This is a genomic window from Lentzea californiensis, assembly GCF_024648825.1.
Lineage (GTDB): Bacteria > Actinomycetota > Actinomycetes > Mycobacteriales > Pseudonocardiaceae > Lentzea > Lentzea californiensis.
In genome coordinates, this window is sequence record NZ_JANBBE010000013.1 from 76579 (window position 1) to 98866 (window position 22288).

The 22288-nt window shown below is 69.2% G+C and carries 25 protein-coding genes; 13 read left to right on the top strand and 12 right to left on the bottom strand.

Going from position 1 to position 22288, the window contains the following annotated elements:
- Positions 1–11 precede the first annotated feature (11 nt).
- From LX88_RS35145 to uraH, 10 genes are all read right to left on the bottom strand, one after another.
- Positions 12–1373: a hypothetical protein gene (locus LX88_RS35145; RefSeq protein WP_258952095.1), complete on the bottom strand. Its 1362-nt coding sequence runs from the start codon at positions 1371–1373 to the stop codon at positions 12–14.
- A gap of 22 nt (positions 1374–1395) precedes the next feature.
- Positions 1396–1764, bottom strand: coding sequence for an allophanate hydrolase-related protein (locus LX88_RS35150; protein WP_258952096.1), 369 nt, complete (start codon positions 1762–1764; stop codon positions 1396–1398).
- A 106-nt stretch (positions 1765–1870) separates the two neighbouring features.
- On the bottom strand, positions 1871–2821 hold the full coding sequence (locus tag LX88_RS35155; RefSeq protein ID WP_258952097.1) for an XdhC family protein: 951 nt from the start codon (positions 2819–2821) through the stop codon (positions 1871–1873).
- 220 nt (positions 2822–3041) lie between these two features.
- Positions 3042–4448, bottom strand: coding sequence for an NCS2 family permease (locus LX88_RS35160; protein WP_258952098.1), 1407 nt, complete (start codon positions 4446–4448; stop codon positions 3042–3044).
- A 95-nt stretch (positions 4449–4543) separates the two neighbouring features.
- On the bottom strand, positions 4544–5005 hold the full coding sequence (locus LX88_RS35165; RefSeq protein WP_258952099.1) for a nucleoside deaminase: 462 nt from the start codon (positions 5003–5005) through the stop codon (positions 4544–4546).
- A 19-nt stretch (positions 5006–5024) separates the two neighbouring features.
- Complete coding sequence (locus LX88_RS35170) at positions 5025–7211, bottom strand: molybdopterin cofactor-binding domain-containing protein (RefSeq protein WP_258952100.1); 2187 nt, start codon at positions 7209–7211, stop codon at positions 5025–5027.
- On the bottom strand, positions 7208–8560 hold the full coding sequence (locus LX88_RS35175) for an 8-oxoguanine deaminase (protein WP_258952101.1): 1353 nt from the start codon (positions 8558–8560) through the stop codon (positions 7208–7210). Before LX88_RS35175 ends, LX88_RS35170 begins: the two co-directional genes overlap by 4 nt.
- On the bottom strand, positions 8557–9018 hold the full coding sequence (locus LX88_RS35180) for a (2Fe-2S)-binding protein (RefSeq protein WP_258952102.1): 462 nt from the start codon (positions 9016–9018) through the stop codon (positions 8557–8559). Before LX88_RS35180 ends, LX88_RS35175 begins: the two co-directional genes overlap by 4 nt.
- A complete protein-coding gene (locus tag LX88_RS35185) occupies positions 9009–9869 on the bottom strand; it encodes an FAD binding domain-containing protein (RefSeq protein ID WP_258952103.1) in 861 nt (286 codons plus the stop codon). The genes LX88_RS35180 and LX88_RS35185 overlap by 10 nt, the downstream gene beginning before the upstream one ends.
- A 2-nt stretch (positions 9870–9871) precedes the next feature.
- Complete coding sequence (gene uraH / locus LX88_RS35190; protein ID WP_090066944.1) at positions 9872–10186, bottom strand: hydroxyisourate hydrolase; 315 nt, start codon at positions 10184–10186, stop codon at positions 9872–9874.
- A 128-nt stretch (positions 10187–10314) separates the two neighbouring features.
- Between uraH and LX88_RS35195 the strand changes: the two genes are divergently transcribed.
- The 13 genes from LX88_RS35195 to LX88_RS35255 all read left to right on the top strand — a co-directional run bounded on the left by LX88_RS35195 (position 10315) and on the right by LX88_RS35255 (position 20327).
- Positions 10315–11754 (top strand): PucR family transcriptional regulator, encoded by a 1440-nt coding sequence (locus tag LX88_RS35195; RefSeq protein ID WP_258952104.1) that lies wholly within the window; start codon positions 10315–10317, stop codon positions 11752–11754.
- A 9-nt stretch (positions 11755–11763) separates the two neighbouring features.
- A complete protein-coding gene (locus LX88_RS35200) occupies positions 11764–12018 on the top strand; it encodes a hypothetical protein (RefSeq protein WP_443674884.1) in 255 nt (84 codons plus the stop codon).
- Between the two features lie 66 nt (positions 12019–12084).
- Positions 12085–12408 carry a hypothetical protein gene (locus tag LX88_RS35205; RefSeq protein ID WP_143086772.1) on the top strand — a complete coding sequence of 108 codons (324 nt, stop codon included), beginning with the start codon at positions 12085–12087 and terminating at the stop codon, positions 12406–12408.
- A gap of 51 nt (positions 12409–12459) precedes the next feature.
- On the top strand, positions 12460–13191 hold the full coding sequence (locus LX88_RS35210) for an ATP-binding protein (protein WP_258952251.1): 732 nt from the start codon (positions 12460–12462) through the stop codon (positions 13189–13191).
- Between the two features lie 122 nt (positions 13192–13313).
- Positions 13314–14156, top strand: coding sequence for a helix-turn-helix domain-containing protein (locus LX88_RS35215; protein WP_258952105.1), 843 nt, complete (start codon positions 13314–13316; stop codon positions 14154–14156).
- 34 nt (positions 14157–14190) lie between these two features.
- Positions 14191–14667: a hypothetical protein gene (locus LX88_RS35220; protein WP_258952106.1), complete on the top strand. Its 477-nt coding sequence runs from the start codon at positions 14191–14193 to the stop codon at positions 14665–14667.
- Between the two features lie 2 nt (positions 14668–14669).
- Positions 14670–14948, top strand: coding sequence for a DddA-like double-stranded DNA deaminase toxin (locus LX88_RS35225; RefSeq protein WP_258952242.1), 279 nt, complete (start codon positions 14670–14672; stop codon positions 14946–14948).
- Positions 14939–15370: an Imm1 family immunity protein gene (locus LX88_RS35230; RefSeq protein WP_258952107.1), complete on the top strand. Its 432-nt coding sequence runs from the start codon at positions 14939–14941 to the stop codon at positions 15368–15370. Before LX88_RS35225 ends, LX88_RS35230 begins: the two co-directional genes overlap by 10 nt.
- A gap of 103 nt (positions 15371–15473) precedes the next feature.
- A complete protein-coding gene (locus tag LX88_RS35235) occupies positions 15474–16373 on the top strand; it encodes an NHL repeat-containing protein (RefSeq protein ID WP_258952108.1) in 900 nt (299 codons plus the stop codon).
- Positions 16374–16599: 226 nt separating this feature from the next.
- Positions 16600–18969, top strand: a complete 2370-nt coding sequence (locus LX88_RS35240) for a sensor histidine kinase (RefSeq protein ID WP_308203480.1) — start codon at positions 16600–16602, stop codon at positions 18967–18969.
- A complete protein-coding gene (locus tag LX88_RS35245; RefSeq protein ID WP_090066952.1) occupies positions 18966–19400 on the top strand; it encodes a roadblock/LC7 domain-containing protein in 435 nt (144 codons plus the stop codon). The genes LX88_RS35240 and LX88_RS35245 overlap by 4 nt, the downstream gene beginning before the upstream one ends.
- On the top strand, positions 19400–19765 hold the full coding sequence (locus tag LX88_RS35250) for a DUF742 domain-containing protein (protein WP_090066953.1): 366 nt from the start codon (positions 19400–19402) through the stop codon (positions 19763–19765). The genes LX88_RS35245 and LX88_RS35250 overlap by 1 nt, the downstream gene beginning before the upstream one ends.
- Entirely contained in the window at positions 19746–20327 is a 582-nt protein-coding gene (locus LX88_RS35255) for a GTP-binding protein (protein WP_258952109.1), read from the top strand. The genes LX88_RS35250 and LX88_RS35255 overlap by 20 nt, the downstream gene beginning before the upstream one ends.
- 179 nt (positions 20328–20506) lie before the next feature.
- Here the strand turns inward: LX88_RS35255 and LX88_RS35260 are convergent, their stop codons facing one another.
- Both LX88_RS35260 and LX88_RS35265 read right to left on the bottom strand, forming a co-directional pair.
- Entirely contained in the window at positions 20507–21370 is an 864-nt protein-coding gene (locus tag LX88_RS35260; RefSeq protein ID WP_258952110.1) for a 3-hydroxybutyryl-CoA dehydrogenase, read from the bottom strand.
- A 105-nt stretch (positions 21371–21475) separates the two neighbouring features.
- The gene (locus tag LX88_RS35265) at positions 21476–22288 is read right to left on the bottom strand and encodes an IniB N-terminal domain-containing protein (RefSeq protein ID WP_258952111.1); all 813 of its coding nucleotides are present in this window, start codon (positions 22286–22288) and stop codon (positions 21476–21478) included.

Below are 22288 nucleotides of genomic sequence, written 5' to 3' on the forward strand. Positions count from 1 at the left end.
AACCGCCGGGATCACTCGTCCGGAGTAGTCCAGAGCTCGTCGACCATGGATTTCGCCGTGTCGGTGAGGTGCTGGCCGCCGAAGCGGCCGATGCGCGTCCACGGGCCGAGGCTCACCTCGTAGACGTGCGTGTCCCACGCCTCGGGGTGGGTGAGGTAGCCGAGGTAGTCGTTGGCGTACCCGACGGGCAGCACCGTGCGGTCGTCGCCGGACATCGACTTCAGCTCGGAGCCGAGCTCCACGAACGGCTCACCGGGCAGGCCGGCGAGAGCGAGTCCGCCGATGCGCAGCACCTGCACCTCGGCGTCGATGGGACCGGTGCCGCGATCGATGGCGACGAGGACTTCCTCGGTGTCCTGCACCAGTCGCGTGAGCTGGACGATCTCGGCCTTCGGGGCGTCGCGGTCGATGGCGTCCGCAAGTGCGCTCTGGCGGTCGATCAGCTCGGCCTCGAAGGGCCCCCGGTCCGGCAGGCTGCGGGAGTCGACCTGAACGGTGCGCTGGACGGCCGTCACCGGGCCGTCGAGTTCGGTATCCCCAGGGATGTCGAGCGCGGTCTGGGCGAGGTACATGCCCATGCGCGCGTTGTGGGCGAACAAGTTCCGGATGACCTCGAAGTCCGGGTTGTTCTCCTCGTCGAACCTGGAACCGCCGTGCGTGAGCGGGTCGGGCGGCGCTTCCTGGTTGCCGGCCGCACCGGGGAGGAACAGCGCGGCCTGGCAGTGCGGTTCGTTGAGCTCGAGCATCGCGGACGTGACGCCGGGGAAGTCGGCCGACACGTACGGCTGCACCTGCACGTACACCGGGTGCGTGGTGAAGTGGTAAAGGACGGTGCTCCACTCGTCGCCCTGGAGCCGCACGACGGTGACCTCGGGGTCCTCCGGCGGGGCACCGGGGTAGACGCGGCCGTTGCGGTTGATGGCCAGCGTGCCGCGCAACACCTCGCCCGTGCCGACCGTCACGGTCACCGGCCGCCGGCTCTCGACGGCTTCACGCGCGGCCTGGACGATCCGGTCGCGGAACGTCGCCAGCCAGTCCTGGTCGGGAAACGGCCGGAAGCCGGCCGTCTCCGGACTGGAGTGCGTGTGGGAGCTGGCGATCATGACGTGCGTGGGCGGCACCCCGGTCTGCTGCTGGATGCGTTCGCGGACCTCGGCGGTGAAGTCGCGGCCCGGCCCGAGGATGCTGTTGTTGATGCCGAGCGAGTCGACGGCGATCACGATCACGGTTTCCCCGTTGGTGATCGCCGTGGCACGGACGAACAGCGGGTCGTGCACTCCGAGGAACAGCGAGTGCCGCGGTTGACCACCCAGATAGGGAGCCGTGGAAGGCGGCGTCACATCTACTTTCGCCGAACCGGCCTGGAATGGCATGACCCTCACCCCTGTACGTGGATTACCTGTACAAGTGCAGGTTCCAGTCGCCCAGATGTGAAATGTCCTTGAGATCGCCCGAATGGAGGAACTCGTCCCTGAGCACGGTGGCGAGCGCGGCGCCACCGTCCTCGAGCTCGACGACCCCGATCTCCAGTTCGGCGGGCTCGGCGGGGATCAGGTGGTCGCGCAGCACCGTGAGCGGGAGGTCGTACAGCTCACCGACCACCTGTGCCCTGCCGGAGGCGTGCATGGCGGGGAACTCGTCGCGGACGGAGAAGTAGCGGTATTTAGGCGCGCTCTTCACCCGGCCGAGCATCGGCGTGCCCTGGAGCTGGCTGTGCAGGGGCCCGCCCCGCATGCCGCCGCCGTTGAGAAAAATAAGTGTCATTCTCTTCTGACCTCGGGTTCTCGAGTGGAGTCTGTTTGTGAAAGGTGTGCCGGCCTGCGGTTTCCCGCTGGGTGAACGGTCCGTTCATCCACCTTCGTCGAGATGATCAGGAACTTGTCGGGAGATGATTTCGTTGCGCCAGGAGGAAGCGCGCGGGGGTGCGGTGGATCGAGGCGGTGAGGTCGCTCAGCGGTAGACCGGTGCCGCCGTGCCTGAGTGTGACGAGCTCGGCGGCGATCGACACCGCGGTCTCCGCCGGACTGCGGCCGCCCAGGTCGAGACCGACCGGCGAACGCAGCCGCGCCAGCGACGCCTCCGCAACGCCTTCCGAGCGCAGGCGTGCGAGCCGTTCGGCGTGGGTGCGGCGGGAGCCCAGGGCACCGACGAACGCCAGCGGCCTGGACAGGGCCTCCACCAGCACGGGGATGTCGAACTTCGGGTCGTGCGTCAGCACCACGACGGCGGTGGAGTCGTCGGTGTGGGTCGCCGCGAGGTAGCGGTGCGGCCAGTCGACGACCACGGAATGTGCTGCGGGGAAACGGGACGGAGTGGCGAACACGGGGCGTGCGTCGCACACGGTCACGTGATAGCCGAGGAAGCGTCCGATCTCGGCCACCGCGGCGGCGTGGTCGATGGCGCCGAACACCAGCAGGCGCGGCGGCGGCATCCACGACTCGGTGAACACCCTGTCTTCCGCCTCGAAGCGCACCGACACCGGGCGTCCGTCGGCAGAAGCCTCCAAGGCCGCGCGCAGCGAAGGGGAATCGCGTTGCACCAGCACGTCCAGTGAGCCGCCGCAGGTGAGGCCGACCGCGAACGCCGTGTCGTCGGAGTAGCCGAACGAGGTGAGTGCCGGCACTCCTGACTCCAGGACCTGGCACGCCAGGTCGTAGACCTCGGCCTCCACGCAGCCGCCGGACACGCTGCCGATCACCTCGCCGGACGGCCCGACGGCCATCGCGGCGCCGGCCGGGCGCGGCGCACTGCCCCGCACGGCCACCACCGACGCGACCGCGAACCGGTCCCACGACAGCAGGGTCGGCGCCAGGTCACGCATCGCACGCTCCTTTCAGGGCTAGGCGGTGTCTGACGATTTCGTTCAGTGGGAGGCGCGGGCGAGCGATCCGCGGACGGTGCCGCCGCGACGGCCTCATACCGGGCGTGTTCGGGCGTTGCGGCGGTGCCGCCTCTGGGACCCTCGGCCGCGACTGTCGCGGACGAGACCTGCAGGACAGGGCGAGGTCCCGGCCGGGTGGCCGCCTGGCCGGGACGCCGCGTCACTTGCCGCTGATCAGGTCCACGCCGAAGTACACGGCGAACATCAGGGCGAGGCCGGTCATCAGCCAGCCAGGCCAGCGGCCCTTGCAGACGCGCAGCACGACGTAGGACACGAGGCCCGCGCCGATGCCGTTGGTGATCGAGTAGGTGAACGGGATGATGGCGATGGTCAGGAAGACCGGGATCGTGTAATCCGTTTCCTGCCAGGGGATCCGGCGGATCTGGGTCATCATCAGGCCGCCGATCACCACCAGCGCCGGGGCCGCCGCCTGCGCGGGCACGACCGTCGCCAGCGGTGTGAAGAGCAGTGCCACCAGGAACAGGCCGCCGGTCACCACCGAGGCCAGGCCGGTTCGGGCGCCTTCGCCAACGCCCGCGGCCGACTCCAGGAACACGGTGTTCGGGGCGGACCCCGTGACGCCACCGGCGATCGCGCCGGCGCCGTCGACCATCAGGATCCTGCCCATGCCCTCGACCTTGCCGTCCTTGGTCAGGCCCGCCTCGTCGGAGACCGACGTGATCGTGCCCATGGCGTCGAAGAAGCCGGACAGCACCAGCGTGAACAGGAAGATCGTCGCCGCGATCACGCCGGCGGACACGAAGCCGCCGAACAGGTCCACCCGCCCGAACAGGCCGAAGTCCGGTGAGCTGACCACGGAGTCGGGCAGCGACGGGGTCACGAGACCCCAGCCCTCGACGTCGAACGCGGCGTTCACGCCGATGGCGACGACGGTGGCCACCACGATGCTGATCAGCACGGCACCGGGCACGCCGCGCGCCAGCAGCACGATCATCAGCAGCAGGCCCAGGCAGAAGATCGCGATCGGCCAGCCGCTCAGGTGGCCGTCGACGCCCATCCGCACCGGCACCGTCGAGTGCGCCGCGTCCGGCGTGCGGGTCACGAAACCGGCGGAGACCAGTCCCACCAACGCGATGTAGAGCCCGATGCCCACGGTGATCGCGATCTTCAACGGCTCCGGGATCGCGTTGATGATCCGCTCGCGGACGCCCGAGGCGGCCATGACCACGATGCAGATGCCCTCCAGCACGACCAGACCGAAGGCCTGCGCCCACGTCATGGCCGGTGCCATCTGGAAGGCCACCACGCCGTTGACGCCGAGACCGGCGGCGATGGCGAGGGGAGCGTTGCCGACGAGTCCCATGAGGACGGTCATCACGCCGGCGGCGAGCGCCGTGGCCGTGGTGATCTCGGCGATGGTGAGCTTGGCGCCGGTGATGTCCGCGGACGCGCCGAGGATCAACGGGTTCAGCAGCACGATGTACGACATCGCGACGAACGTGGTGATACCGCCGCGCACCTCGCGTCCGAACGTGCTGCCGCGCTCGGTGATGCGGAAGAACTGGTCGAACGACGAGGACGTCGGTCGGCTCCGTAACTGGGTCATTGAAGGACGGCCTTTCCCATGCCGGTGGGCGCGTTCCAACGCCGGAACGCGTTTGTGCGATGCGAGCTCCGGTCAGCTAGACAGGCTTGTGGCCGTCAGTAATCGATACGGGTTGCGAGTGACGTCCACGCGGTGAACGGGGCGTTGTCCTCACCAGTGGAGATCTGATGTACCGGCAAGTCCCATTCCGAGCGGGGCTTGCTGAACAGCTCGTAGAACTCCCGGTCGTCGAACCCGGCCGCCGCCGCGTCGTCGCGGTCGGCGGCGTAAATGACCTTGTCCACCCGCGCCCAGAGCGCGGCGGACAAGCAGAGGGGACACGGCTCGCACGACGAGATCAAGGTGCAGCCGGTCAAACGGAAGTCGCCGAGCGCCTGGCAGGCCGCGCGGATCGCGACGACCTCGGCGTGCGCGGTGGGGTCGAGGTTCGGCGTCACCTGGTTCACGCCGGTGGCGATCACCTCGCCGTCACGGACGATCATCGCGCCGAACGGACCCCCACCGGAGGCCACGTTGCGGGTGGCCAGGTCGATGGTGGCGAGCAGATGTGCGTTCACGGCAGAAAACTCCAGATGATCAGGTACCGGTGAGGTGTTCCGGGCGGACCGGGACGCGGGTGAGCGCCAGGCCGGTCGCCGCGCGGATCGCCGCCACGATCGCCGGGGTCGACGAGATGGTGGGCGGTTCGCCGACGCCCCGGATGCCGTACGGGGCATGGGGATCGGCGAGCTCGAGCACGTCGATGCTCATCGGCGGCATGTCGAGCACGGTGGGGATGAGGTAGTCGGTGAAGGACGGGTTGCGGACCTTGCCGCCGGAGGTCTGGATCTCCTCCATCACCGCGAGGCCGAGGCCCTGGGCGGAACCGCCCTGGATCTGACCGATCACGGCCTGCGGGTTCAGCGCCTTGCCGACGTCCTGCGCGCAGTCGAGCGACACCACGCGCACCAGACCGAGGTCGACGTCCACGTCGACGACGGCGCGGTGGGCGGCGAAACCGTACTGGACGTGCGCGTTGCCTTGTCCGGTGACGGGATCGAGAGCCTCGGTGGCACGGTGACGCCACTCGGTGGTCTCGTCGATCACCTCGTCGCCGATGTCGGTACGGCCTGCCAGGCGATCGCGCACGATCGCACAGGCGGCCTTCACCGCGCCACCGGTGACGTACGTCTGGCGCGAGGCGGAGGTCGAGCCGCCGTTGCCGATCGTGGTGTCCATCGGCAGCACGGTCACGCGCTCGATGCCGAGCTCCGTCCGCACGATCTGCTGCATGATCGTCACCAGGCCCTGGCCGACCTCACACGCGGCGGTGTGCACCGCCGCGGTCAGCGAGCCGTTGACCATCGAGACCCGGACGCGCGCGGTCGAGTAGTCGTCGTAGCCCTCGGAGAAGCAGATGTTCTTGATGCCGACCGCGTAGCCGACGCCGCGGACGACGCCCTCGCCGTGCGTGGTGTTCGAGACGCCACCTGGCAGTTCGCGGATGTCCGAGGACGTGCCGGCGGGCAACGGCTTGTCCTGCACCAGCTTCAGCAGCTGTGCGACGGGTGCGGCCGAGTCGACGACCTGACCGGTCGGCATCACCGAACCCTCTGTCATCGCGTTCCGCACGCGGACGTCGACCGGCGACATGCCCAGCGCCTCCGCCAGCTTGTCCATCTGGGACTCGTAGGCGAAACCTGCCTGCACGGCACCGAATCCGCGCATGGCGCCGCAGGGCGGGTTGTTCGTGTAGAGGCCGTAAGCGTCGATCGTGATGTTGTCGACCTCGTACGGGCCAACGCCCAGCGTCGCCGCGTTGGCCACGACAGCGGGTGTCGAGGAGGCGTACGCGCCGCCGTCGAGGTACATCTTCGTGCGGACGTAGACGAGCTTGCCGGTGTGGTCGGCACCGTGCTCGTAGTACAGCACGGCCGGGTGCCGGTGCACGTGCCCGTAGAACGACTCTTCGCGGTTGTAGACCATCTTCACGGGCTTGCCGGTGTGCAGGGCCAGCAGGCACGCGTGCACCTGCATCGACAGGTCCTCGCGGCCACCGAACGCGCCGCCGACACCGGACAGCGTCAGCCGCACCTGCTCCTGCGGCAGGCCCAGCGCGGCCGCGATCTGGTCGCGGTCGACGTGCAGCCACTGCGTCGCGACGTAGAGGTCCACCGAACCGTCGGTGGCCGGCACCGCGAGCCCGGACTCCGGCCCGAGGAACGCCTGGTCCTGCATGCCGACCTCGTACCGCCCGGTCACCACGACCTCGGCCTCGACGTCCTGCGAGCCGCGCCGGATCGGCACGTGCCGCACCAGGTTGCCGCCGGGGTGCAACGGGGTGTCGTCCGCGGCGGTCTCCATGTCCACGACGGGTTCGAGCACGTCGTAGGTCACGACGATCTTCTTCATCGCCCGCAGCGCGGTCTCCGGGTGGTCGGCGCCGACCAGCGCGACCGGTTCGCCCTGGTAGCGCACGACGTCCACCGCCAGCACCGGCTGGTCCTTGTGCTCCAGCCCGTACAGGTTGCGGCCGGGTACGTCCGAGTGCGTCAGCACCGCGTACACGCCCGGTACCTTCAACGCCTCCGTCAGGTCGACCGAAGTGATGCGGGCGTACGGGTGCGGCGAACGCAGCGTCGCGCCCCAGATCATGTCCTCGTGCCACAGGTCGGACGAGTAGGCGAACTCGCCGCGCACCTTCAGGTTGCCGTCCGGGCGCTGCGGCGACGTCCCGATGCCACCCGACACCGCGGAGGTCAGTTCGGCGGGAGTGAGGGTCATCGCGCAGCCTCCTGGAGCTTGGCGCCGGCCGCGGAGAGGTCACGGGCCAGCTCGTCGGTCGACGCCGTCAGCAGGACACCGTCCCGCACCACGACCTCACCGCCCACGATCAACAGTTTCAACGGCGGGGGAGTGCCGAGCACCAGTGCCGCCACCGGGTCCGCGATCCCCGCGTAGTCCATTCCGGACAGGTCCCACACGGCGAGGTCCGCGACCTTGCCCGGCTCGATCGAGCCCAGCGAGTCCGCGCGGCCCAGCACCCGCGCGCCGCCCATCGTGCCCATCCACAACGCCTTGCGGGCGTCCATCGCACCCGGTCCGCCGCGCTGCCGTGCCTGGTACAGGGCCGACCGCAGCTCGACGACCAGGCCACCGTCCTCGTTGGACGCGGCACCGTCGACCCCGAGACCGACCGGCGCGCCGGCGTCCAGCAGGTCACGCACCGGTGCGATCCCGGTGCCCAGCCGCCCGTTCGACGTCGGGCAGTGCGCGGACCCGGTCGAGGTGGCCCCCAGCCGTTTCACCGCGTCGGCGTTGAGGTGCACGGTGTGCGCGAGCCACACGTCCGGCCCGAGCCAGCCGAGCTGCTCGGCGTACTCGGTCGGCGTGCACCCGTTCTCCGCCAGGCACTGCTCTTCCTCGTCCATCGTCTCGGCGAGGTGCGTGTGCAGCCGGACGCCGTGACGACGAGCCAGGGACGCGGCGCCGGTCATGAGTTCACGCGACACCGAGAACGGCGAGCACGGCCCCACGGCCACCCGGACCAGCGCGTCGTCCGCCGTCGAGTGGTAGTCGCCGATCGCCTGCTCGGTCGCGATCAGCGCGGCCTCGGTCTCCTCGACCAGGTTGTCCGGTGGCAGCCCGCCGTGCGACTGGCCGCGGTCCATCGAGCCGCGGATCGCTTCCAGGCGGATGCCGATCCTGCGTCCCGCCGACACCAGCGCGTCGAACACGTCGCCGCCACCGGACGGGAAGACGTAGTGGTGGTCTGCGGCCAGTGTGCAGCCCGTCAGCGCCAGCCGCGCGAGCCCGGCCGACGCCGCCGCGTGCGTCACGGTGTCGTCCAGCCCGCGCCACACCGGGTAGAGCGCGGTCAGCCACTCGAACAGCGTGGCGTCGGTCGCGAGGCCGCGCGTCGCCCACTGGTACAGGTGGTGGTGGGTGTTGATCAGCCCCGGCGTGACCAGGCACGACGACGCGTCGACGTAGGTGTGCGACTCGGAGGGCCGGAGCGCCGGGCCTGCACCGACGGACTGGATTCGTCCACCGTCGATCACGACGTGCCCGGACAGGTGCTCGGTCCCGGACTCGTCCACGGTGGACACCGCGCAGCGGTCGAGGACGATCATCGGCGCGACGCCGCCAGTCGCACGGCGTCCAGGATCTTCTCGTACCCCGTGCAGCGGCACAGGTTCCCGGCCAGCGCCTCGCGGATCTCCGGATCCGACGGGTTCGGCACGCGGTCCAGCAGGTCGTGTGCCTGCACCACGAGGCCGGGTGTGCAGAACCCGCACTGCACGGCGCCCGCCTCGACGAACGCCTCCTGCACCGGGTCGAGCGTGTCGCCGTCGGCCAGCCCTTCGACCGTGCGCACCTCCCGGTCCTGGACCTGCCCGGCCGCGACCAGGCACGCGCACACCGGCACGTTGTCCAGGTACACCGTGCACGAACCGCACTCGCCCTGCTCGCAGGCGTTCTTCGAGCCGGGCAGCCCGAGCCGCTCGCGCAGCACGAACAGCAGCGACTCGCCTTCCCAGACGTCGTCGGCCTGGCGCTGCTCGCTGTTGACCGTCACGTTCACGCGCATGCCCGCTCCCCGTCTACAAGTTCCTGCCAGGCCCAGCCCAGCGTCCTGCGTGCCATCACCGCGAGGGCGTGCTTGCGATACGCCGCCGACCCGCGCACGTCGTCGATCGGTGACGCCGCCCGCGAGACCAGCTCGCCGAACTCGCGCTTCACCGAGTCGAGCAACGGCTTCGGGTTCTTGAAGTCCAGTGCCGAAGCCAGGAACTGCTCGGCCTCGTGCGCCCGGCGTGGTGTGGGAGCAGCCGAACCGACCGCCGCGCCCACCCGGTTCTCCTCGGGGAACAGCGAGATGCCGAACGAGCACACCGCGATCACCATGGCGTTGCGCGTGCCGACCTTGGAGAACTGCTGTGGCCCCTTGGCAGGCGTCAGGTGAACCGCCACGATCAGTTCGTCGGGCTCCAGCGCGTTCCGCTTCACCCCCAAATAGAACTCGGCGGCGGGGATCATCCGCGTGCCGCGCACGGAGGCCACCTCGATGACCGCGCCGGACGCCAGCAGCACCGGGTGCGTGTCCCCCGCGGGGGAGGCCGCGCCGAGGTTGCCGCCGACCGTGCCGCGGTTGCGGATCTGCGGCGACCCGACCGTCCGTGAGGCCATGGCCAGCCCCGGCAGTTCGGCGCCGAGCTCGTCGATGATCCGCACGTACGGCACGCCCGCGCCGATCCGCAGCCCGTCGGACCACTGCTGGAGCTCGGGAACCCGGGTCAGGTCGAGCAGGGCGGAGGGCCGTCGGTGGTCGTAGTTCAGCTCCACCATGACGTCCGTGCCGCCGGCGATCGGCACGGCGTCAGGGCGCTGGGCTTTCAGCTCCAACGCCTCCGCAAGCGTTTCCGGTCGAAGGAAGTCCATCGTCAGCTACCTCGGTAGGTGGAGTAGGCGAACGGCGACAGCAGCAACGGCACGTGGTAGTGCTGCGCCGGATCGGAGTAGTCGAAGGTGAGCACGACCTCGGGGAAGAACGGCGCGGCCTCCGCCGTGTCGAACACCAGCCGGTAGACCCCGGCCTCCAGGCCGTCACCCCATCCGGTGATCCGGCCGTCGGTGTTCGTCTCGGCGTTCGCCACCTCGGTCCCGTCGCGTCGCTGCAACGACACGGCGATACCGGCGAACGGCCTGCCTCGTGCCGCGTCCAGCACGTGCGTGGAGATCGTCACTCGCCCTCCCATCTGGTTGTGAGCCAGTACACAGACCCACTGTGTCCTTGAGCTACGGCCGCGTTACATGAATCGCCAGGCTCCTACAGACCGTGAATTTGTGCTTTCCTACAAACACGAATGGACGAAAGTGACCTGTCATGTTGCTGCTGCGGACGTTGCTGCAGATGCCGGAACTGCGCCTGAGCCTGCACACCGGTGAAGACCAGCTCGACCGCACCGTCACCCGCGTGTACGGAACGGAGCTGCCCGACCCCAGCCGGTACCTGTCCGGAGGGGAGCTCGTGCTGTCCGGCCTGCTCTGGCACCACGGCGCGCAGGACTCCGAGACGTTCGTCCACTCGCTCGCCTCGGCCCGCGTCGCCGGCCTGGCCGCGTCCGAGACCGAGAACCGCGCGCTGCCCCTCGACCTGGTCGACGCCTGCGTCCGCCACCACGTGCCGCTGCTCGAAGTGCCCGTCGACCTGTCGTTCGCGACCATCACCGAACGCGTCTCGATGGAACTGGTGGGCCTCTCCCGCCACCGCCGCCTGCTGAACGTCGTGGCGGAGGGTTCCGGCCTCCCCGCGCTGCTGCTCGCCGGCTCCCACGAGCTCGGCGCGTCCTGCTGGGTGCTGTCCACGGCGGGCCGCGTCGTCGCGGGCGGCGAACTGCCCGACCGGCTCACGCTGGTCAAGGAGTTCCTGCAGGCCGGCCGCCTCCCGAAGACGGTCAAGGGCGTCACCCTCGTGCCCGTCTCCGAACGCGGCGGCAACCGGCTCACCAGCTGGATCCTCGTCGTGGGCGGCTCCGTGCAACCTGAGGCCGCCGCCGAGCTCGCGTCACTGGTCGCGCTGGAAAGGCTGCGCGAGGCGCAGGGAAGGCAGATCGAGAACCGCACCGCCGCGCCCCTCGTCTCCGCCGTGCTGAGCGGCTCGGCCGACCTGGAGTCCCGGCTGGCGGCGGCCGGCCTGGAACGCGCCCAGCTGCGGGTGATCAGCGCGGTGACGTCCGACCAGCGCGCCGACCTCGCGGCGGCGGTGCTGGAGGAGGCGCTGCCCCAGGCCCTCGTGACCCCGGTCGGAGACACCGTCTACGCGGTGGCCGTCGCCGCCGACGCCCAGCCCGACGACCTCCGCGAGGCGATGCGCGTGATGGAACCGGGCCTCGGCTCGTCCCGCGTGCTCGTCGGCATCAGCTCGCCGGTGGGGTCCCGCGGCCTGCGCGGCGCCGCGGAGGAAGCCACGCACGCGCGCCGCCTGGGAGAGCGCCGTGGCGGCCGCACGTGTGTGGTGGCGGGCGAGGAGATCGCGCTGCACCAACTGCTGCTCGCGGGCGTGCCGGAGGAGTTGCGCACTTCGTTGCGCCGACGGCTCCTCGGGCCCGTCCTGGACTACGACGCCGAGCACGGGTCGGATCTCGTGGGCACGCTGAAGGTGTTCCTGGACTGCTCCGGCTCGTGGACGGCGGCGGCTGCCCGGTTGCACGTCCACGTGAACACGTTGCGGTACCGGGTGGGGCGCGTGGAGGAGCTGCTCGGCACCGACCTGGCGGAGTTCGAGGCGCGCGTGGACCTCTTCCTGGCGTTGCAGGCGGGGTAGCTTGGGCTGGTGCCCGACCATCGGCCGATCGAACGGATCGCGGCCGACCTTCGTCGTGTGCGCCGGGTGCGGGCCGGGTTCGAGCCCGGCGCGTCGGCGGCCAAGAAGATCGGCGCGCGTCAGGCGTACGACGCGCTGCTCGTGCAGGCGTGCGATGCGCTGGGCGTCGAGCACCGGCTGGGTTCCTTGCCAGAAGGCATGGATCGCGAGATCGAGCGGTTGCGGGTCGAGGAACGCTTGAGGGACCACGGGTTGTCAGTCTGACGGCTGATGCCGTTCGAGCCTTCAGGCTGATGCTCGGACGCACCTCCGCTTCCTACTGTTCGGGCCATGAAGACCGCCGCTTTACTCGTGGGCCTGCTGCTGGCCGGGATCACCGGCTGTGCGGTAGCGCCCAGCATCCGTGTGGTGGTCGAGGGAACGGGCACGACCGATCGGCTCACCTACGCGTTCCCCGGCGAGGAGGAACGCACGCTGCGCAACCCCGATCTGCCGTTCGAGCGCATGGGCAAGCGCAAGGGGCGGGTCGTCGTGCGGCTCGAGGGAGTGCACGGCGAGCTCACGTGCAAGATCATCATCAACGGCCGGCAGGTGCGGTCCTCGACGTCGCGGACCGGTGCCGCACTCACCTGCGATCACTCGATGGCCGTCTGATGTAAGACGAGGAAAGCCCGTAGCTTCAACGTGTCGGGGAGGTACGGGTTGATGAGTGACGTGCTGGCTGTCAGAGCCACAGGAGTGATCAGGGGCAGGAACGACGTACCGCCGCGATTCCGGCCACCCGCGCCGCCGCGGCACTTCGTCGGCAGGGACGCGGAGCTCGCGAGCATCAGGGCCGGGGTGACGGTGCTGCACGGCGCGGCGGGGGCGGGTAAGACCGCGCTGGCGCTCAAGTGGTTGTGGGAGAGGGGATCTGGCGATCAGCTGTACCTCGATCTGGCCGCGCACGACCTGGGGCGCGTGCTGCGGGCGTTCGGGCTGAGCGCCGAGCCCGACGACGAACGTGCCGTGTTCCGCAGTCTCGTGCTGCGCCGGCAGTTCACCCTGTTGCTGGACAACGCGGACTCGGCCGAGCAGGTGACGCCGCTGCTGCCGCCGTCGGGCACGGTGCTCGTGACCAGCCGGGTCAGGCTGGACCTGCCGCAGGCGCACGAGATCGCAGTCGGGTCGCTCACCGACGACGGGCGGCTCGGGCCGTTGCTCGACCGGTCCTATGTGGAGCTTCCCGAACGGCAGGCGCGGCTCTACCGGCTCTGCGCGTGGGAGCCTGACACGTTCGGCGTACCGGTGGCGGCGGCCATCGCGGGGGAGTCCGAGTGCGACGTCGAGGACGCGCTGGACGACCTGGTGGAGAAGTCGTTGCTGACCGAGGTTGGGGACGCGTTCCGGTTTCATGATCTCGTGCGTGCCCATGCGCGCGCAAAGCGCTATCAATAGTAAATAGGGTCCACGGGCGTTTAACGCAAAGCACTCCGTTGAACGAACTTCGTTGGCGCTGAACGGTTGTCCACACCTCCCCGTCCCTTTCGGGAATCCGAATCAGTCATATCCTTCGCGTCATGCCGAAGGATTTCCGGGCCACGACTCTCGAACGCGCCATCGGGCGGCAGCTGGCCGGGTGGCGCGACGAGCGCGAGCTGAGCCTCACCGAGGCCGGCCGGCGCGTGGGCTTCAGCAGCGCCAAGCTGTCCATGATGGAGAACGCGGTGCAGCCGTCGGCGCCCGTGGACGTCATGGCGCTCGGCTACGTCTACAAGGTGCCCACTCCGGAATGGCAGGCCGTGGTGCTGCGCGCGCAGTACGCGGAACAGGTGCGCACGCGCTCGGTGAACGACGGGCCGCATTTCGACCCGGCGGCGGATTTCGTGAACCTGGTGTTCGAGGCGACGTCGCTGCGGGTGTTCACGACCGATCTGGTTCCGCCGGTGTTCCAGCTCCCCGGATACGCGAACGCCGTGCTGCAGTCCGACGACCCGGTGCGGACGGCACGGCTCGCGCTGGTGCGGGAGGCGTGGTCGGCGCGCCTGAACGACAGGGACCCGCTGATGGTGCGGGCCGTGTTCCCGGAAGCGGTGCTGCGGCACGTGATCGGCGGGCCGCGGGTGATGAAGGCGCAGCTGCTGCACCTGATGGAGGTCAGCGAGCACGAGACGGTGAGCGTGCAGGTCGTGCCGCGCGACGCGGGGGCGTATCCGGCGATGGGGTCGCCGTTCACCCTGCTCGGGTTCCCGCACCGGCAGCACAACGACGTGGCGTACCTGGAGACGTTCATCAAGGGCGACTACGTCGAGGAGGCGGGGCTGATCGAGGGGTGCGCGCAGCGGTTCGCGGGCCTGCGGAAGATCGCGCTCGGGGAAGGCGAGTCGCTGGAACTCATCGCCGAGGCGGCGGCTGACCTGTAGTGATGTCGACACTGCAAGGAGGTGGTACTGCGTTGTGGTTTCGCTGGGAGAGATCGGCCAGAGCCTGAACAGGGTGCTCGACAAGGCTGCGGAGGCCGGCGCCGCCCTTCGAACCGCGGTGGAACTGGCCGAGAATGCGCGGGACCTCCTGCAGTCGGCCAGCGGGGGCAGCCTGCAAGCGGATGTCGAAGCTTCGAACGCTCGGTTCACCCAGGCTGTCGAGGGCATCGCCGAACTCCATCAGCACCTTGGTGCTGCGATCGACGGAACCCAGAAGATTCTGCACGGCCTCGAGCTCGGCGGGAGGGTCGCAGCACCCCGTCCTGCTGCGCTATCGACCTCGGTCCCGTTGCCTCAACCAGGTGTTCGCGAACGTGTGGACCAGTTGCGTCGGGCTCTTCCGCCGCCGGTGCAGCCCCGATCAGGGCAGAAGACCCATGGGCGCTGGTTCACGGATCTCGATGAACCCGGAACGCCCGCGAGGGAGTTGGCCAGTGGCCATGACGAGTAGAGCTGGCTGCCCATCAGCACCTCCGCGACATGGGGATGCCTGGCACGCCGATGACCACCGCGGACGTAGAGATCAAGATTGCGGTGCACATGGCGCGCAACGGTATTCAGCACGCGACGGTCGTCTTGAACAACACGCCCTGCAAGGGTCGATTCGGATGTGACACGCAGGTTCCGGTAGTGCTTTCGGAAGGCAGCAGCCTGACCGTTCACGGAGTCTCTCCGGACGGACGGATCATGCAGAAGACCTATACAGGAGGGGCAGCGGCGCCGTGGAGCTAGAGGTCTGGGGCGAAGAGGGCGCCGAAGAAGCGACATTGGTGCGTACTTCTGCTGAGTTCGCGGCACTCCTCGAAAAGGCGCGGGCAGTCGACTACCCGATCTTGTTGGAAGTTCTCGACGCTGCTTCGCCTTATCGGGTGATCTTCAACGTGGGGCTGCGCGACGGCCTCGGCGTGCTGCGGTACGCGGGGGGAGAACATCCCGGCGGTGTGTACAGCAGAAATCCGCATCATGTGCCTGATCAGGCTGAAGTGGTGTTGTACTACTACATGAACAGTGATCATGAGTTCCCGGCCAGTGCTCACTACCCCGTCGACGTGGTAGTGCGGGCGTGTACCGAGTTCATGGAGACCGGGGGCGCTCGGCCGACTGGTGTCGAGTGGCAGTCCTGGCCCGCGACCGCGAGTGCGAGTGCGCCGTGACGGCTGCTGACCTGCAGTGATGTCGGGTTCCTGAGAAAACTCCTGTTCGCCGCCCAGCCGGGGAAGGATCGGGGACGCACACCCCGATCCGATAGGAGACGGCATGTACCGCAGATTCGGTGTCCTGCTCGCGGCGGTCCTGGGCGTCACGCTCACCGCCGCGGCGCCGGCCACCGCAGGCGCGTCAAAGCACTTCCCCACGGAGTTCTCCCTGCCCAACGGGTGGCAACCGGAAGGCATCGCGATCAGTGGCACGACGGCCTACTTCGGGTCGCGGGCCGACGGGTCGATCTACGCGGCGGACCTGCGCACCGGCAAGGGCAAGGTGCTCGCCAAGGGGCCCGGCACGCCGTCGCTCGGTCTGAAGGTCGATGACCGCAAACGGCTGTGGGTCGCCGGTGGTGTCGGTGGCGACGCACGGGTCTACGACACGCGTTCCGGCACGTTGCTGGCGACGTTCCAGTTCGCGACCGCGGACACGTTCGTCAACGACGTCGTGCTGACCGAGAAGTCGGCGTGGTTCACCGACTCGCGCAAGGCGGTGCTCTACGAGGTGCCGCTGAACCTGAAACCGCACCGCACGCTCGCGCTGACCGGCGACCTCGTCGTCACCCCCGGCGCGACGAACCTCAACGGCATCGTCACCGGGCTCGACGGCGGCCTGATCGTCGTGCAGAGCAACACCGGAAAGCTGTTCAGGATCGATCCTCGGAGCGGGAAATCGACCGAGATCAATTTGAGCGGTCAAACACTCACCAATGGCGACGGTCTGTTGCGTGAGGGACGTCAGTTGTACGTGGTGCAAAACCGGCTGAACAAAGTCGCGCGCTACACGCTCAGCCGTGATGGCGCGACGCTTGCGGCGGAACGCACGGACGCGCGGTTCGACGTTCCCACGACGGTCGCCGCGTTCGGCAAGCGCCTCTACCTGCCGAATGCCCGCTTCAGCACGCCTCCGACGCCCGAGACGACCTACACCGTCGTCGCGGTCGAGCGTCCGTAGGAGAACGAGCGTCAGAACTAGCCCGTACGGGGGTTCTTGCCTAGTGAGAACCCCTGTACCGGCTGTTGCTCAACTCACTCGACTGGGTAGCCTGCCAACCGCGTACTGCGTGTGATCGCTGTCATTGGGTAACGATGATCGTTCGCCGTAACCTAATTACAGCCGAAGGAGTTACTCAGGTAACCCGCAGCGCTAGCCGTGGGACACAGGAGACCGTGAGAGCGCTGTGAACGAGAAGAGCGGTTACACACCGACCAACTACCGGACCATTCGGTCGCGGCTGGCCGGTGTCGTGGTCGTTCCCAGCGTGGTGCTGCTGGTCATGTGGGCCGTTTTCTCCTCTTACACCCTTTTCGACGGTTTCTACATGCGGTCCGTCGCGTCCGGGGTGAAGGCCACGACGATCCCGTCCGTCGAGGCGCTCGCCGGTCTGCAGAAGGAACGCCAGCTGACCCTGGAGGTCCTCAGCAACGCCGAGGGCGTCGACAGGGGCGGGCTGGGGCGCCAGCGCAGCGTCACCGACGAAGCGGTGCGCAAGATGCGGGACGCGTTCACCGAACTCTCCGAGAGCGCGCCCCAGGACACGGCCGATCGGATCAACGCGCTCAACTCCGTGCTGGACGAGCTGCCGCAGCAGCGTTCGCGCGTCGACTCGGGGTCGGCGAACCCGCAGGCGCTCTACGACTACTACAACGGCCTGCTCGACTCGGGCGTCGCGCTGCTGTCCCGGCAGGCGCGCCTCGTGCCCGACTCGGAGGCGAGCCAGGCAGGCGTCCAGGCCGTCACGATCTTCCAGACCTCCGACTGGCTCTCGCGTGGCGCCACGATCGGGTCGCGCGGACTGCTCAACGGCACGTTCACCGCGCCCGAACGCGTCGAGTTCGCCCGGCTGACCGGCGCCTACCACTCGGGCCTCGACTCCACGATCCCGTTCGCACTGGAGCAGCCGCGCGTGCAGTACGACGCGTTGCGCGGCAGCACCGAGTACCGGACGCTGCTCGACCTCGAGGGCCGGATCATCAATGGCGACGCGACCGTCACCGACGTGCAGTGGCGCGCCGTGGCCAGCCCCGTGCACGACAACCTCGTCGGCCTCGCGGTCACGCAGGCCCGCAACGCCTCCGACCTCGGTCTCGACAAGGCCGACAGCCGGGTCGCCGCGGTGCTGATCGGCAGCCTCATCGCGTTGCTCGCGGTCGTCGTCGGCATCGTGCTGGCGTTGCGGATCTCGAACCGGCTCGTGTCGAAGGCCCTGGTCATGCGGCTGGCGTCGCTGCGGGAGGACACGCTGCGGCTCGCGCAGGAACGGCTGCCGCACATCGTGGCCCGGTTGCGCGGCGGCGAGCAGGTGGACGTGCACCGCGACATGCCGCCGCTGGACTACGGCAACGACGAGATCGGCCAGGTCGCGGACGCGTTCAACGCCGCCCAGTACACGGCGGTCGCGGCGGCGGTGAAGGAGACGCAGGCGCGCGAGGGCGTGAACCGGGTCTTCCTCGACATCGCGCACCGAAATCAGGGGCTCGTGCACCGCCAGCTCAAGATCCTCGACAAGCTGGAACGCGAGGAGGAGCACCCCGAGCAGCTCGACTCGCTGTTCCAGCTGGACCACCTGGCGACCCGGGCCCGCCGCAACGCGGAGAACCTGATCATCCTCGCCGGCGAGCAGCCCGGCAGGCAGTGGCGCAAGCCGGTGCGGCTGAGCGACGTCATCCGCTCCGCCGTCGCCGAGACCGAGCAGTACGTCCGGGTCAAGGTCAACCCGGTGCCCGACCGCGCACTGGTGGGCGTGGCCGTCGCCGACACCATCCACCTGCTCGCCGAGCTCGTCGACAACGCGACGGCGTTCTCGTCACCGCGCTCCGAGGTCGTCATCCACTCCAGCGCCGCGCAGCACGGCCTCGTGGTGGAGATCGAGGACCACGGCCTCGGCATGACGCAGGAGGAACGCCTCCAGGCCAACGCGAAGCTCTCCAACCCGCCCGACTTCGAGACGATGGCGTTCCGCGGCGAGTCCAGGCTGGGACTGTTCGTCGTCGCCCGGCTGGCCGCACGGCGGGGCATCAAGGTGGAGCTGCGCGACTCGCCCTACGGCGGCACGGTCGCGTTGTGCGTGCTGCCGCCGAACATCGTCGCCCCGCACAACACCGCGGGCGACATCACCGAGACCACGCAGATGCCGGTGCGGTCGTTCCACGACGAGTACCACGGGCACACCGAGGACCACCCGAGCTTCCCCGTGAAGGTGAATCCCGAAGTGCAGGAGGCACTGAACGCGGGGCTGAGAGCGCTCGTAGAACCTGATATGAGCACAGTCGCCCCAGCTGCCGTGTCCGCACCCGACGCATCGGTGGAAGCACCACCCTCCGCGGCACCCCCGGCGCAGGACGGGAAGGCACCCCTTCCCCGCAGGAAGAAGCGGCAGAACCTCGCGCCGCAGCTCATGCAGTCCTCGGAGGAGCCGCCGCACGCCGAGCCGGTGACCGGCGAAAGGTCGGCCGAGCGGACCCGTGACGGTTTCGCCGCGTTCCAGCGCGGTACCCGTGACGCCCGGCTGACCGACGACTGGAGATCAGAAGGAGCCCCCTCGTCATGAAGGACAACGCAAGCCAGCACGGCGAACTGAACTGGTTGCTGGAGGACCTGATCCAGCGAGTGGTCGGCGCCCGCCACGCGGTCGTGCTGTCGGCGGACGGACTCCTGCTCGGCCGTTCGGCCGGGCTGTCCCGCGACGACTCGGAGCACCTGTCCGCGATGGCGTCGGCGTTCCAGTCGCTCGCCCGCGGCACCGGACGGCACTTCGGCGGTGGCGCCGTCCGGCAGACCATCGTGGAGATGGAGCACGCGTACCTCTTCGTGACGGCCGCGGGTCACGGGGCTTGCCTGGCCGTGCTGGGCGAGGAAGATGCAGACATGGGCATGATCGCGTACGAGATGAACATGCTGGTGAAGCGTGTCGGCACGTACCTCTCGTCGGCTCCGCGCGCGGAGACCGCGACTGTGCCCTCGGCGCGTGAGTCGCGCTGATGACCTCGCGCGAGGACTGGTGGTACGACGAGGCCGCGGGGCCGCTGGTGCGGCCCTACGCGATGGTGCGCGGCCGTACCCGGCCGAACGCGCCCGACCTGCACCTCGTGACGCAGGTCCGAGCTTCCGCGTTTGCGTCCGACCAGACGTCGCTGACGGTCGAACATCGCGAGATCATGGCCCTGTGCGCACGCCCGCTCTCGATCGCCGAGGTCGCCGCCTACCTCGACGTGCCGCTGATCGTGGTGAAGGTCCTGCTGTCGGACCTCATCGAGCGTGGTGACGTGCTCGTGCAGAACTCGTCCCCCAAGGTTCCCGACCGGAACCTCCTGCAGGCCGTACTGGATGGTGTTCGTGGGATCTGATGGCCAGCTGATCGTGCCGACCGCGGTCAAGATCGTCATCGCGGGCGGGTTCGGCACCGGCAAGACCACGATGGTCGCGTCGGTGTCCGAGATCCCGCCGCTGCGGACCGAGGAACTGCTCACCGAGGCCGGCGTGCACGTCGACGACCTCGCCGGCATCGAGGGCAAGGACACGACCACCGTCGCCCTCGACTTCGGCCGCATCACCATCAACACCAAGGTGGTGCTGTACCTGTTCGGCACGCCGGGCCAGAACCGGTTCTGGTTCATGTGGGACGAGCTGGCGACCGGCGCGATCGGCGCCGTGGTCCTGGTGGACACGCGCCGGCTCGACTCGTCGTTCCCCTCGATCGACTTCTTCGAGCACCGGGCCATCCCGTTCATCGTCGCCGTGAACTGCTTCGACGGGTCGCAGCTGTACACGGTGGACGAGGTCCGTCATGCGCTGGACCTCGATGAGGCGATTCCGGTGGTGCTGTGCGACGCGCGGGACCGGGAGTCGTCGAAGACGGTGCTGGTCGAGTTGATCCAGCACTCGATGAACCGGCTGGCCGCTGTCTAGGCGTACACCCGACGCCGTGAGCCGCCCCATCAGCCCCAGACTTGAGCGCACCTGGCTCAAGTTCTTCACCGCACGCGGGGACCTTTCGTGCGGTCTGACGGCACGAAGGGTCCCCGCGTGCCGTCAGGAGGCCCGCTCGCGGGGAGCGGGCCTTCCGTCGTGGGCTACTTGTCGTGGGGCTACTTCGCGTAGTTGTGGAAACCGCGGCCCGACTTCTTGCCCAGCAGGCCCGCGTCCACCATGCGCAGCAGCAGCGGCGGCGGCGAGTACAGCGGCTCCTTGAACTCGTCGTACATCGACTCGGCGATGGCCTTCGTGGTGTCGAGGCCGATCAGGTCGGTGAGGCGCAGCGGACCCATCGGGTGCGCGCAGCCGAGCACCATGCCGTTGTCGATGTCGTCGGCCGAGGCGAAGCCGGACTCGAGCATGCGGATCGACGAGAGCAGGTAGGGGATCAGCAGCGCGTTGACCACGAAGCCGGCGCGGTCCTGCGAGCGGATGACCTCCTTGTGCAGGGTCTCGCGCACGAACTGCTCCGCGCGGTCCTGCGTGGCGGCGCCGGTCAGCAGCGACGGCACGATCTCCACGAGCTTGAGCACCGGCACCGGGTTGAAGAAGTGCACGCCGATGACCTGCTCAGGGCGACCGGTGGCCATGCCGAGCTTCATGATCGGGATGGACGACGTGTTGGACGCGAAGATCGCGTCGTCGTCCTGCACGACCTTGTCGAGCGCGGTGAAGACGTCGGTCTTGACCTGCTCGTTCTCGGCGACCGCCTCGACCACGAACTGCCGGTCGGCGAACTCGCCGATGTCGGTGGTGAACCGGATGCGCCCCAGGGCGCCGTCGCGGTCCTCCTCGCTGAGCTTGCCGGACTTGACGCCCCTGGCGAGCGAGGTGGCGATCCGCCCCTGCGCTGCCTCGGTCGCGGCCGCGTTGACTTCGACGACGATGACGTCGAGGCCGGCGCGGGCGCTCACTTCGGCGATTCCGGAGCCCATGAGACCGGAACCGACGACTCCCACACGTTGAATGTCACTCACGTGACCGATCCTGCCACGACCTGCTCGAAACGAGGTCGCGGAGCGAGCGGCGGCACGGCCGATGAGGCCCGTGCCGCCGAGGATCGGCGCTCCCGAGCTGTCAGATCAGAGACCGAGGCCGAGGCCGTCGGTCAGGCCGCCGACGCCGTCGAGCACGTCGAGGTCGGTGACGCCACCGAGCACGTTCCCGGCCGTGCCGTCGACGACGCCGTGGACGGTGTCGTGCACGCCGCTGACCGGCGCGACGTCCGGGACGACCTCGTGGACCACGTCGGTGACGGTCGTGACGTCGGTGGTGACGGCGCCGAGCACGCCGGGCACGCCGTCGACGGAGACGACGTCGGTCACGCCGGTGACGGTGCCGAGGACGCCGTCGACGTCCGCCACACCGGTCACACCGGTCACCGTGCCGAGGACGTCGCCGGTGCCGGCGAGACCCGTGACACCGGACAGGTCGGTGATGTCGCCGAGGTTCGCGACGTCGCCCAGGCCGGCCACGTCACCGAGGCCGGGGACGACACCGGTGACGCCGTCGAGGGTGCTCGACACGTCGCAGTGACCGGACAGGTCGCCGGCGAAGCCGTTGGCGGCGTCGAGGTTCGCGAGGCCCGTGAGGGCGTTGTAGGACGAGAGGCCGTCGACGTCCGCGATCGAGGCGGCGTCGAGCACCAGCGGGAGGATCTCCTGGACGTCACCGGGGGTGATGTCGCTCAGGCCGCAGGCGCTGAGGACGCCTTCGGGGTCGAGGTCGAACGCCGTCAGGGCCGCCGGGTCGTTCAGGAGGTTCAGGGCGAACTCCTGCAGCGTGGCCGGCTGGGCCTCCTGCGGCACGGCCACGGGGGTGGCCGGGGCGGACGCCTGCGGCGCGGCGGGCTGAACGGGCTGCTGCGGGGTGGCCGGCTGAATGTCCTGCTGCAT